This window comes from Herminiimonas arsenitoxidans, from assembly GCF_900130075.1.
In the GTDB taxonomy this organism is placed as follows: Bacteria; Pseudomonadota; Gammaproteobacteria; order Burkholderiales; family Burkholderiaceae_D; genus Oxalicibacterium; species Oxalicibacterium arsenitoxidans.
Genome location: NZ_LT671418.1, coordinates 2,566,943 through 2,579,622, shown reverse-complemented (window position 1 = coordinate 2,579,622; position 12,680 = coordinate 2,566,943). Strand labels below are relative to the sequence as shown.

The 12,680-nt window shown below is 54.9% G+C and carries 12 protein-coding genes and 1 tRNA gene; 6 read left to right on the top strand and 7 right to left on the bottom strand.

Annotated features, from left to right (window positions below; translation table 11 throughout):
* Positions 1-64 precede the first annotated feature (64 nt).
* The 5 genes from BQ6873_RS12185 to BQ6873_RS12165 are packed head-to-tail and all read left to right on the top strand — an operon-like array spanning position 65 to position 7,362.
* Positions 65-1,075, top strand: coding sequence for an Ldh family oxidoreductase (locus BQ6873_RS12185; protein ID WP_076592885.1), 1,011 nt, complete (start codon positions 65-67; stop codon positions 1,073-1,075).
* Positions 1,072-3,960, top strand: coding sequence for a molybdopterin oxidoreductase family protein (locus BQ6873_RS12180; RefSeq protein WP_076592884.1), 2,889 nt, complete (start codon positions 1,072-1,074; stop codon positions 3,958-3,960). Before BQ6873_RS12185 ends, BQ6873_RS12180 begins: the two co-directional genes overlap by 4 nt.
* The gene (locus tag BQ6873_RS12175) at positions 3,957-4,688 is read left to right on the top strand and encodes a 4Fe-4S dicluster domain-containing protein (RefSeq protein ID WP_076592883.1); all 732 of its coding nucleotides are present in this window, start codon (positions 3,957-3,959) and stop codon (positions 4,686-4,688) included. The genes BQ6873_RS12180 and BQ6873_RS12175 overlap by 4 nt, the downstream gene beginning before the upstream one ends.
* A 40-nt stretch (positions 4,689-4,728) precedes the next feature.
* Positions 4,729-5,673 carry a dimethyl sulfoxide reductase anchor subunit family protein gene (locus BQ6873_RS12170; RefSeq protein ID WP_076592882.1) on the top strand — a complete coding sequence of 315 codons (945 nt, stop codon included), beginning with the start codon at positions 4,729-4,731 and terminating at the stop codon, positions 5,671-5,673.
* 6 nt (positions 5,674-5,679) lie between these two features.
* A complete protein-coding gene (locus BQ6873_RS12165) occupies positions 5,680-7,362 on the top strand; it encodes a SulP family inorganic anion transporter (protein ID WP_076592881.1) in 1,683 nt (560 codons plus the stop codon).
* Between the two features lie 113 nt (positions 7,363-7,475).
* Here the strand turns inward: BQ6873_RS12165 and BQ6873_RS12160 are convergent.
* Positions 7,476-7,551: transfer RNA gene (locus BQ6873_RS12160), tRNA-Arg, on the bottom strand.
* Positions 7,552-7,750: 199 nt separating this feature from the next.
* On the opposite strand from BQ6873_RS12160, the gene BQ6873_RS12155 reads away from it, so the two are divergent.
* A complete protein-coding gene (locus BQ6873_RS12155) occupies positions 7,751-8,308 on the top strand; it encodes a c-type cytochrome (RefSeq protein WP_076592880.1) in 558 nt (185 codons plus the stop codon).
* Between the two features lie 69 nt (positions 8,309-8,377).
* On the opposite strand, the gene BQ6873_RS12150 is transcribed toward BQ6873_RS12155, so the two are convergent.
* The 6 genes from BQ6873_RS12150 to BQ6873_RS12125 all read right to left on the bottom strand — a co-directional run bounded on the left by BQ6873_RS12150 (position 8,378) and on the right by BQ6873_RS12125 (position 12,659).
* Positions 8,378-8,800: a hypothetical protein gene (locus tag BQ6873_RS12150; protein ID WP_076592879.1), complete on the bottom strand. Its 423-nt coding sequence runs from the start codon at positions 8,798-8,800 to the stop codon at positions 8,378-8,380.
* A gap of 15 nt (positions 8,801-8,815) precedes the next feature.
* Positions 8,816-9,205 (bottom strand): phage holin family protein, encoded by a 390-nt coding sequence (locus BQ6873_RS12145; protein WP_076592878.1) that lies wholly within the window; start codon positions 9,203-9,205, stop codon positions 8,816-8,818.
* 17 nt (positions 9,206-9,222) lie between these two features.
* Positions 9,223-9,525 (bottom strand): DUF883 family protein, encoded by a 303-nt coding sequence (locus BQ6873_RS12140; RefSeq protein WP_076592877.1) that lies wholly within the window; start codon positions 9,523-9,525, stop codon positions 9,223-9,225.
* A 269-nt stretch (positions 9,526-9,794) separates the two neighbouring features.
* Positions 9,795-11,228, bottom strand: a complete 1,434-nt coding sequence (locus BQ6873_RS12135; protein ID WP_076592876.1) for a dihydrolipoyl dehydrogenase — start codon at positions 11,226-11,228, stop codon at positions 9,795-9,797.
* Positions 11,229-11,276: 48 nt separating this feature from the next.
* The gene (locus tag BQ6873_RS12130) at positions 11,277-11,756 is read right to left on the bottom strand and encodes a hypothetical protein (RefSeq protein WP_173830599.1); all 480 of its coding nucleotides are present in this window, start codon (positions 11,754-11,756) and stop codon (positions 11,277-11,279) included.
* Positions 11,757-11,891: 135 nt separating this feature from the next.
* Positions 11,892-12,659 (bottom strand): YdcF family protein, encoded by a 768-nt coding sequence (locus tag BQ6873_RS12125; RefSeq protein WP_076592875.1) that lies wholly within the window; start codon positions 12,657-12,659, stop codon positions 11,892-11,894.
* Positions 12,660-12,680 lie beyond the last annotated feature (21 nt).

Here is a 12,680-nt window from a genome sequence, read left to right as displayed (position 1 = left end):
TGGTCGTAGCGCACTTTTTTCAGTTTGTTTTGAGTTTATTTCTCAACCTGTTTTAGGGACTTTTATGGCCTTGGTTACGATAGATGAATTAACGTCCCTTACCATGCTCGCACTTGAGAAAGCCGGCGCCAGTCTGTCAGCGGCCAAAGCTGCAGCACACGCGCTGGTAGCAGCAGATGCGCAGGGCTTGGCCTCGCATGGCGTGTCGCGCGTGCCGCAGTACACAACGTTTTTACGCAATGGCCGTACCTCCACCACGGCGGTACCAAAGATCGTGCACTCCAGGGGCGGCGCATGTCTGATCGATGCACAATCCGGCATGGCATACGAAGCATGCGCGCTGGCGATCCAGACCGCGACTGCACGCGCACGTGAGTTCGGCATCAGTTGCGCCGGCATCACCAACAGCAATCACTTCGGTGCCGCTGCCGTACATCTGGAACCATTGGGCCGCGCCGGTCTGGTTGGACTGGCGTTCAGCAATTCACCGGCGGCGATGCCGGCGTGGGGCGGCAAGACGCCTTTATTCGGCACCAATCCTATCGCTGCAATTTTTCCGCGTCGCGATGCTGAACCACTGGTCATCGACCTGGCCTTAAGCGAAGCCGCACGCGGCAAAATCATGATCGCTGCAAAAGAAGGCAAGCCAATTCCGCTCGGCTGGGCAGTCGACAAGGATGGCAAGCCAACCACCGATGCCAAGGCTGCTTTGGCTGGCAGTATGTTGCCGGCCGGTGGTGTCAAAGGCGCGATGATTGCGCTGACGGTAGAACTGTTGGCGATTGCATTAACAGGTTCGGCCTTTGGCTTCGAAGCCGATTCGTTTTTCTCCGATGAAGGTAATCAACCACGTCTGGGTCAGTTGTTCCTGGCCATTGATCCGGGTGCATTGGCCGGTTCTGATGTCTACTTCAATCGCATAGAAACCTTGCTCGGCATGATGTTGCAGGATGATGGCGTACGTCTGCCGGGTGAGCGCCGTCACGGCCTCGCCGTCAAAGCAGCGCAACGCGGCATAGAAATACCCGATGCCTTGCACGCGCAGATCGTCGCACTGGCCGGCCGTTTGCCATGACCACCGCCGACCAGACAGGTACGACGGAAGTCAAATGTACGACCTGTTATATGTGCGCGTGCCGCTGCGGCGTGCGCGTCCATCTGCGCGATGGCGAAGTACGCTACATCGACGGCAATCCGGATCACCCTTTGAACCAGGGCGTGATCTGCGCCAAGGGTGCTTCCGGCGCGATGAAACAATATTCACCGGCGCGCCTGACCAAACCCTTGTTGCGCAAACCCGGAGCGGAACGTGGCGCCTCCGAGTTCACCGAAATTTCATGGGAAGAAGCATTCACAATACTGACGGAACGATTGGGGAAAATCCGTTCCACCGACCCGCGCAAATTTGCCCTCTTCACCGGCCGCGATCAGATGCAGGCCTTGACCGGTCTGTTTGCACGACAATTCGGCACACCTAATTACGCAGCACATGGCGGCTTCTGTTCGGTCAACATGGCCGCCGGCATGATCTACACCATAGGCGGCTCGTTCTGGGAGTTCGGCGGGCCCGATCTCGACCGCGCCAAGCTCTTCATCATGCTCGGCACGGCGGAAGATCACCACTCCAACCCGATGAAAATCGCGCTGTCGAAGTTCAAGCGCAACGGTGGAAAATTCATTTCTATCAACCCTATCCGCACCGGCTATTCCGCGATTGCCGATGAATGGGTACCGATCAAACCCGGCACCGATGGCGCATTACTGCTGGCGCTGATCCACGAAATCATTGCGCTCGGTCTATACGATCGCGAATTTCTGGTGCGCTATACCAATGCCGGTCAGCTCATCAATCAAGATGCGCAAAGCGATGACTTTGGCCTGTTTGTCGAAGACGAGGCAACCGAAGTCGTCAATCCGATGTACCCACAAAACAAATTGTGGTGGGATCGTCTAACAAAACAGCCGGTGCCTACGCACACCGATGGTGCCGATCCTCATCTGCTCGGTACCTTCACGCTGCCGGACGGTACGGCCGTGGCACCCGCATTCGAACTACTCAAGGAACGCGTCAAACGTTACACACCAGAATGGGCTGCTGGCGTAACCGGCATCTCGGCTGCATGCATACGTCGCCTCGCCAATGAAATGGGCGTGATCGCACGCGACCAAAAAATAGAATTGCAAATCCCGTGGACCGATAGCTGGGGCCGCGAACACAAAACGGTAACCGGTAATCCAGTTGCCTTCCATGCGATGCGTGGATTGGCGGCGCATTCCAACGGTTTTCAAACTACGCGTGCGCTGGCGATTTTGATGTCGCTGCTCGGCACGATAGATAGACCGGGCGGCTTTCGCCACAAAGCGCCCTTCCCGCGCGCCATTCCACCTAGCGCCAAACCGCCGAACAGTCCGGCCGCAGTCCAACCAGATACGCCATTAGGCGGCCTGCCTTTGGGCTGGCCGGGTGACCCTAACGATTTGTTCGTTGATGATGCCGGTGAACCGGTGCGCATAGACAAAGGCTTCTCGTGGGAACACCCACTGTCAGTACATGGCTTGATGCACAACGTCATCACCAATGCCTGGCGCGGTGATCCGTATCCCATCGATACGCTGCTGATCTTCATGGCCAATATGGCGTGGAATTCCAGCATGAACACCAGCGAAGTGCGTCAGATGCTGAACGACAAAGACGACAAGGGTGAGTACAAGATTCCATTTTTGGTCGTGTGCGATGCCTTCCAATCGGAGACCACAGCCTTCGCTGATTTGATACTACCGGATACGACTTATCTGGAGCGACATGACGTCATGTCTATGTTGGACCGACCGATTTCGGAATTCGATGGCCCGGTCGACGCGGTACGCATACCAGTGCTGCCACCGACTGGCGATTGCAAACCATTCCAGGAAGTACTGATCGAGCTAGGCGGACGACTCAAGCTGCCCGCCTTTACCAAACCGGATGGCAGCCGCAAGTTCCGCGATTACCCTGACTTCATCGTCAATTATGAAACCGAGCCAGGTTCCGGCATCGGCTTCCTCGCCGGTTGGCGCGGCCTCGGTGGCGAAAAATCGATGAAGGGCGAACCCAATCCCAAGCAGTGGGAGATGTACGCCAAAAACGGTTGCGTGTTCCACCACAAGATGCCGCCGTCCTATAGCTATATGCGCAACTGGAACAAAGGCTATATGGAATGGGCACAGCGTATACGCATGCGCCGCTTTGCCGATCCGATTCTGATTCATATCTATTCGGATGTGATGCAAAAATTCCGCCTCGCCGCACAAGGCAAGCGTCCCGGCAAGCAACCACCGGAACGCCTGCGCGCGCGCATAGAAACCTATTTCGATCCGCTGCCGTTTTATTACGAGCCACTGGAAGTACAAAGCGGAGACACCGCCAAATATCCGCTCAATGCCGTGACGCAAAGACCGATGGCGATGTATCACTCGTGGGATTCGCAGAATGCGTGGTTGCGTCAAATCCATACGCACAACTATTTGTTCGTCAATCCATTGCTGGCACAAGCCAGCGGCATCGCTGACGGCGGCTGGATGTGGGTCGAATCGATGTGGGGCAAGGTGCGTTGCATGTGTCGCTACAGTGAAGCGGTCGAACCCGGCACGGTCTGGACCTGGAATGCGATAGGCAAAGCAGCTGGCGCCTGGCATCTGGAAAAAGGCGCCAACGAATCACAAAAAGGCTTTCTGCTGAATCATCTTATTTCAGAAGAATTACCACCCGCCGCCGATGGCACTCGCCTGTCGAATTCTGATCCGGTTACCGGACAAGCCGGTTGGTATGACGTACGGGTACGCATCTATCCGGCTGGTGCAGATGAGCCGAAACAGACCTGGCCACAATTCGCCACCATGCCGGCGCTACCTGGCACCAGCACCATCAAGCGTGTCTGGATGGCCTACAAAGCGGGCAGTGGTCGAGGAGAAAACAAATGACGCAAATGGCGCTGGTGATAGATCTCAACGTTTGCGTAGGCTGTCAGGCTTGCGTAACAAGTTGCAAATCGTGGAACACCTCGGGCATCGCCGGCACACTGGCCGATGACCGCCCGTATGGCGAAGATCCGACCGGCACCTTTTTCAACCGCGTACAGACTTATGAAGTAGGACGCTTTCCGGCGACCGACACGGTGCACTTTCCTAAATCGTGTCTGCATTGCGAAGAGCCGCCATGCGTGCCGGTATGTCCGACCGGCGCCAGCTATAAACGTGAAAGCGATGGCCTCGTGCTGGTCGATTACGACAAGTGCATAGGTTGCAATTACTGCGCGTGGGCTTGTCCGTATGGTGCACGTGAGCTGGATGAACACCGGCAGGAAATGAGCAAGTGCACGCTGTGCGCCGACCGCATCGATAACCAATCCTTGCCACCACAAGATCGCCAGCCAGCTTGCGTGATGGCCTGCCCTACCAGTGCGCGCCTGTTCGGCGACATCCATGATCCGGAATCCATCGTCTCTGTCGCCATTCGCGAACAAGGCGGTTACCAGCTCATGCCGGAATGGGGAACCAAACCATCCAACCATTATCTGCCGCGCCGCAAAGTCGAAATCAAATTGCACGAGGATCAGTTGGAACGTATCGAAAACCCATTACGCATCGATGGCAAGTTGCCTAAGCCAGGCTTGCACGAGCCGTCGCTGGATGACGTCACTTCTTGGTAACAGTAGTAATAAACGCAATCGGCAGACAGGATAGATCTCCATGAATCCCGCTTTTTCGGTAATTTTTCTGACTACATTGATAGGCGTCGGACAAGGCTTGTTCATCGCGCTGTATGCCGCGCACGTGCTGGCCTTGCTCGGCCTCGTCGCGCCGTCCGACAGCTACCAGTTTCATACGCTGGGTAGTGCCTTGTCTCTGGCGTTTCTGGGCTTTGGTTTATTCGCTTCATTTTTCCACCTCGGCCATCCGGAGCGTGCATGGCGTGCAGCGACGATGTGGCGCACGTCGTGGCTATCGCGTGAAGTCATCGCCTTGCCATTTTTCATGCTGGCCGTGTTTGCGTATGGCGCGGCACATTTCTTCGGATGGCAATCGGCGGCGACCATTATCGGCGGCATCGCGCTGATACTCTGCATCACGCTGTTCGTCTGCACCGGCATGATTTACGGCTGCATCAAGTTTTTGCAGGAATGGGCGACACCGCTGACCATCGTCAATTACACACTGCTGGGCTGCGCCTCCGGCTTTACACTGGCGACTGCCTTCAGCTTGCCGACTGCACCAGCGCTCGTTACTATTTTTGGCATCACCGCTATCGTCCTGACGTTGGCGTCCTTGATGACGCGCCTAGCATCGCTCGCCCGCAATGCTCGTTTGAAGCCGCGCTCAACATTGCAAACCGCGACCGGCATACGTCATCCGCATATCGTGCAAAAAGCACAGGGATCGATGGGCGGTTCGTTCAATACGCGGCATTACTTCCACGGCAAAAGCCCGCTGTTTTTCCGTTCCATCAAATGGATATTCCTGCTGCTGGTATTCCCATTACCGCTGCTGCTATTAAGTAACGGACTACTGCATGCATCGCTGCTCTTGCTGGGCACCGCCTTCGTCGTGCAATACGCGGGACTCATCGCGGAGCGCTGGTTCTTTTTTGCACAGGCCAATCATCCGCAAAATCTGTACTACCAACAGATATCCTGAGTCGCCATGCGCGTCGACTTCAGACGGTTTTTTCCATTTTTGCACTGGGCCCGCCCGAGCGCTGATTCACTACGACGCGACACATGGGCCGGCCTCAGCGTCGGCCTGGTACTGATTCCACAAGCACTGGCGTACGCCACGCTCGCCGGCATGCCGCCGCAAACCGGCTTGTATGCTGCCTTGCTGCCCAGCGTCATCGGCATCTTGTGGGGTTCGTCGGTCTTGCTGGCGGTTGGTCCGGTGGCGCTCACCAGCATCCTCACGTTTGGCTCGCTATCGCCCATGGTTGTGGCCGGCAGCGCCGATTGGGTTGCGCTGGCAATCTGGCTGTCACTGTATGCGGGTGCGATCCAGTTTCTGCTGGGTGCTTGCAAGATGGGCAAGATCACTTATCTGGTGTCGCAACCGGTGGTGATCGGTTTTATCAATGCCGCCGCCGTCATCATTGTGCTCTCGCAACTACCCAGCCTGTTGGGACTGGATCTGCACGCCGGTAGCGCGATGACAGAAGTCGGCAAGCTGCTGGCAGGGACACCGGCGATGCTGTTGACCACCGCATTCGGACTTGGCTCCTTGTTTTTATTATTGGCTTTGAAACGCTATGCGCCGAATGTGCCCGGCATGCTGATAGTGACTGTCTTGGGCATCGCCGCCAGTTGGGCCATCGATTATGCCGGCCATGGCGGTGCCATCGTTGGCGCCTTGCCAGTTGGTTTGCCACCGCTCGCCTTGCCACCTGCCATCAGTTGGGGCGCACACCAGGCACTGTGGCCAGCCGCAACTATCCTGGCCATCATCAGTTTTACCGAAGCGATGTCCAGCTGCCGTGTGCTGGCGCGCAAAACCAATGAACGCTGGGATGAGAATCAGGAATTGATCGGTCAGGGCTTGGCCAAGATCACCAGCGGTTTCAGTGGTGCGTTCCCGGTCAGTGGGTCGTTCTCGCGTTCCGCCTTGAACATTTACGCCGGCGCCACCAGCGCCTGGGCATCACTGATTGCAGCTGCTTGCGTATTGCTGAGCCTGTATTTCCTCACCACGCCGATAGCCTATCTGCCGTATTCGGTATTGGCGGCCATGATTATGGTGCCGGTATTCAGATTGCTGGATTTCCGTGCTTTCCCGCGTCTGTTTCGTATTTCGCGTGACGATGGCTTGGTGGCGATCGTGACTTTCGGCGTCACGCTATGGTGTACGCCCAGCCTGCATTACGGCGTATTCGCTGGCGTCGGCATCACCATGGTGTCGTTTTTATATCGACATACGCATCCACGCGTGATCGAAGTTGGCGTGCACAAGGACGGCACACTACGCGACCGCAATCGCTTCCATCTGCCTCCACTCGCACCAGACGTTCTGGCCGTCCGTATGGATTCCACCTTGAATTTTCTGACCGCTGCCACGCTGGAACGCTTCATCACTGAACGCCGTGGCCGCGACAAGGCCATCCGACGCGTGCTGCTATGCGCCAGCGGTATCAACGACATCGATGCCAGCGGCATCGAAACGCTGGAATCCCTGCAACAAAGTCTGCATGCGGAAGGTCTGGAGCTGTACTTCACAGCGGTCAAAAAGCAGGTGTGGGATGTACTGGAACGCGCCGGCCTGATTGCCGCGATGGGGCCCGATCACATGTTTCAAACGGATAGAGAAGCTATAGATATCTTGATGCCGGCGCAGCAAGCGTAAGAAACTGACAAGTATCCCGGGGCAAAACTGTTCCGAAAACCCACGGATTGCCCACGCAGAGTGCCTACTTTCCCATCGGGTTAGCGCATACCTTCGTCGAAATACTCTAGATTTGGTGCGGCTGGCTGGAATCGAACCAGCGACCCTTGGCTTCGGAGGCCAATACTCTATCCACTGAGCTACAGCCGCATGAGGGACTACTGAAGAGGCCTGCAGGATACCGTTTTTCCGACTTTCCGTCCATGTAAAGCGACGTTTTACCGTTTCACATCCTTGGCTTTGTGTCTATAATCAAGGGTTTGGCGAAGCATGATAAGGGGCATGCGCCGTGCGGCATCATTTTGCATGCGCCCATCTATAACGATTTTAAAATTGTATTGAGGGAATAATGAGCGACGCACATCACGAAGAAGAATCAGCGATCAAAACGCCAAAGCAACTCATACTGGCAATCTTGGCCGGTTTTCTGGTTCCCATCATCTGTATCGTTTTACTGGTGCTCTACGTCACCAATGAAAAACATATCGGCGCAGGCTCGGACGGCTTATCACCAGAAGCAGTTGCCGCACGTATCAAGCCAATTGCAGACGAAGGCTTCGTACTGAAAGACATCAATGCACCGAAAGTCTTGAAAACAGGGGAAGAAGTTTACAAGATGGCTTGTGCTGCATGCCACGCAACTGGCGCAGCAGGCGCTCCTAAATTTGGTGATGCCGGCGCATGGAAAGCACGTATTGCCGAAGGCTACAGCACACTGGCAAAACACGCGATTGAAGGTATCCGCGCGATGCCGCCTAAAGGTGGCAATCCAGATCTGGACGATATCGAAGTCGAACGCGTTGTGGTCTTGATGGCCAATAGCGCAGGCGCCAAGTTCAGCGATCCAGTGGTTCCAGCACCTGCTGCTCCCGCAGCCCCAGCGGCTGAAGCAGCTCCAGCAAAATAAGTAACACGCACTGACAAAAAAGCCGACTTGAAGTCGGCTTTTTTATTGCTCACGCATTAAGTAGGCGAACTATAAATGCTCACGTAACGCGACATGCTCATGCTGCTGCGTATCCGTCTTCTTTTTCTTTGAGAAAAAATACAGCGCTGTACCCGCACTACCGACCAGCAAGGCACCACGCAAAATCGGACGCAACACCGAACGTCGGGTCAACAAGGAAACGCCGCTGACGACCAGCGGCAACAAACGTCGCAGCTTGTCGCCGGATATGCTGTTCACATCAAACAAGTCGGAAAAATTGGAAAAAGCCGATTGTGCACGCGCGCTCACCAGACCAATCGCTGTTTTCGCGATGCCATCTGCGCCCAGATTGTCACGCACTACAGTTCTGGCCTGTCCGATCGCAACACGATAGGCTTTGCATTGCTGCAGCAGTCTTTCCTTACGCTGTGCCGACGACTCGTGTTCCGGCTCTTGATGATGTGTTGTCATGCAAACCCTCTTGAATTACAACAGCGCATCATGATCGTTGCGCAGCTCAGCCATCGTGGCCGGCATAGACAATTTGCCTTCCCGCAGCAACGACTGGATATAGAACACGATACCAACCGCGGCCACAGTACACACCAGCGCGAGGATCAATAGTATCTTCCAGCCAAATACCGGCCAGCTAAGATAAATAATCAAAGCGCTCCAGTAAGCGATGGCAAACCACGTGACGATGACGCCCAAGGCGAACAAGGCCGCCAGCTTCAAGGCATTGGCACGCACCTCGGCCAACTCCAGCGCGGCAAGTTCGATGCGGCTCATCAACAAGCCGAACATGTTTTTGGCGAGGCTGACAGCGCCACCGATCAAGCCGGGGCGGATGTCTGGACGCGAGGTTTGCTGTTCCATATCGGATACCGTCGCAATTATTTACGCGAGATCAAAAGTCCCAGTAACACGCCCACACCTGCCGAGATCGCCACTGCACGCCATGGATTTTCATGTACGTAGTCGTCGGTTTTTTCTGCCAGTTCCTTACCGGTTTCAAGCGCGGCAGTTTGTACTTCCTGCGCTTTTACCAAAGCGTTGTCTAACAGTTGCAAACCGCGATTACGCAATTCATCTGCTCTGTCGCCAGTTGCACTGGTTGCTTCACGAAATAATTCCTGGGCGTCTTTGACTAAGGTTTTCATATCGCTCCGTGTGGTTTTCAAGGTAGATGTTTTCATATTAAGGCCCCTTCTATATCTGAACAAAAGCAGTGTGCCGTCATAGCTTGAACGGACCTGCGGGTTGAAAGACTGCTCTTGCGACTGTCCATCATATCGCTATTGTTATTCCGTGTTTGCCGGAAATAGCTATCTGCGATTGGTGTTGTGACACTCGCTTTATTGTTAAGTTGCAACGGAAGTGTTCAGTTTTATCATATTTCCGCTGGCTGCGAATAGGCGTTACCGCACATTCCACGCAAATAAATGCAGCGCCGCCTGATTTATTCTCAGGTTCCCGGCGTGCAGTCGGTGCAATGTTCGATTGCATCCCTATTTTTCAGCAGATTTTCTTTCAGCTCGCGCAAGGCCGTGCGCAAACCTTCTTCAATCACTGGATGGTAGAAAGGCATAGAGAGCATCTGCTCTACTGTCATCTCGCTCTGGCAAGCCCATGCCAGCAAATGCGCCAGATGCTCGGCACGCGGACCTATCATTTCTGCACCGAGGAAACGGTGCGTACCGCGCTCACCATAAACCTTCAGCAAACCGCGATTCTGCAGCATCACGCGACTACGCCCTTGATCGGCAAATGACACCTGCCCGCATTCGAATTGCTTGGTTTTGAGCGTACGGCTGGTTTGCCCGACTATCGCGATTTGCGGATCGGTAAAAGCAACCATCAAGGCGGCGCGGCGCAAGCCTGCAACCACATTCGGAAAGTGTCCGGCATTGTCACCGGCAATACGCCCTTCATCCGCTGCTTCGTGCAGCAAGGGTCTATCGTTATCGACATCACCCGCGATAAAAATCGCACTATCACCACACTGCATCGTCAAGGGATCGAACAAGGGAATACCGCGTGCGTCCAACTTCAAGCCGGTGGTTTCCAATCCGATATTCGCCACATTCGGCGACCGTCCGGTTGCTGCCAATACATATTGATAATGCTCAGTGCGCTCGCTGCCATCGGCATGACGCGATACGCATTCGACTTGCTCACCAACTTGTTTGGCCGCGACGATGCTCGTATGCAAGCGCAGATCCAGCTCTGAACCTATGCAGTCTATCGCCGTTTGATTGACGTCATCGTCGTGCAATTGCGCCAGCCGACCGCTACGCGCAAACAAGGCCACGCGTACGCCCAGACGTTGCAAAGCCAATCCCAGTTCCAGTCCGATTACACCAGCGCCGATCACCGCAACCGATACAGGCAGATCATCCCACGCAAATACATCGTCGCTCGTAATCAGACGTTTACCGAGTCCGCGCAATTCCTCCGGAGTCTGTGGAGTGGAACCAGTGGCAATCACGATGCGCTCGGCATGCACTTGCGTGTCATCGCCCACTTGCAAAGACTGTGCAGAAGTGAAACGCGCATAACTACGCAAGCGCTCGGCGGTATCGATAGACTCGACGCCTTGTACGACAAAACCGACGAAACGATCACGCTCGCTTTTAACGCGCTGCATCACAGCCTTGCCGTCTATACGCACAGCACCGGCGTGCACGCCAAAACCCGGTGCGGCAGATATCGCATGCGCTGCTTCCGCCGCCGCAATCAATAATTTGCTCGGCATGCAACCAACGCGCGCGCATGTCGTGCCGTACGGGCCACCTTCAATCAGCACCACGCTCTTGCCATGCGCCTTGGCGGCGCGATATGCAGACATACCGGCACTGCCGGCACCGATTACTGCCACATCGAATTTCAGCGTTTTCATGATGCCCCGTTCTTGAAAGTACAGTCAGCGAGACGAAAAATCGCAGTCTCAGTCGTGGCGGCTATGCAATTCGGCGATATCTTCGATATTACCGATTTGAATCACAACCGGATTAGCCGATGCGCGCGCCTGCATAGGTCGCCAGGCAAAGCGCCATTCATTTTCGGCAGCCTGATTTTTCGCTTTGGAAAAAATCTTGCCGAGCGGACTAGGTGCGCCATACGAAATTGCTGCATCAATACCGGCCCAATTCGGCAAGGCTCTCTGCACCGCACGATGCACGCGCTCGCCAAATTCTTCCGCGTTGTGCACCACCAGATACGAATCCACATGCGGCAAGTCATCGAACAGCGTACCGTCCCAAGTTTGCGTCAGACTCAATACCAAATAACTGCCGGCTGCCTGCAAAGCCTGATCAGGCGCTGGCGGGCTTAAACGAAATTCGCCCAGTGACAAAGAACGCTCTAATCCGTTTCGTTCAGAAAAATAATAGAGTTTGGAAGGACGCTTACTATCAATCAAAGTCATGCTGCGGTCCTGAAAAAATAATGATGATGGTCATACAACCGAATGTAGTCATCGGTTCTTGCCATTTTAAGCAGATTAGTCGACGAGCAGTAAAACTATACCGGCATTCGGAAAATTAAACCTTGCATCACAGACTCAATCGCGATGACGCAAGCTATACCACGCCATACCCAGCCACTCATGCATGGCATAAGAAGTTTGTTGCAACCACTGACTACTCGGCAAGAAATCGACTGGCGTGACACGCGACGTAGTGCGGAAAATGGTTGGTGCCGGTACTACTTCCAGGCCGACTTGCGTGAAGCTGCGTTTTGCGCGCTCCATGTGCATGGCATCGGTTACCAATAAAATTTTATGTACGCCAGCCTCGCGCAGTATGCGCACAGACAATTGCGCATTCTCTGCCGTGTTATTCGACTCCTCTTCCAGCCATTGCACTGGCACCGAAAACTCTTCCTTCAATACGCGCGCCATGATGGCGGCTTCCGATACTTCAGCACCATCCGGCCGACCACCAGTCACTAACATCGGCAAATGCGTTGCACGCTGCAGCTTGGCCGCATAACGCAGGCGCTGCAAGGTCGGTGAACTTGGAATATCCTGCCCGTCGTATTCCGGCGCATTGCTGATACGTCCGCCGCCCAGCACCACTATCGCTTGTGCGCCGGTCGCATTCAACGACTGCAAAGGCGGATTCAATTTTTCCAGCGGAGCCACGAACAAGGATGCGCCGAAACGCGTACTGAATATAACCAATACAAACAAAGCCGTTATCGATAAAACCAAACCAAGGCGCGGCCAGCGTCGGCGCATATACAAACCCAATGCGCATAGCAAAATCAGACTCAAGGGCGGCAGCAACAAAGCGCCCAGCGTTACATTAACAAGCCAGGCTGTGCTCAAAATGCGCGTACCTCCAATTGC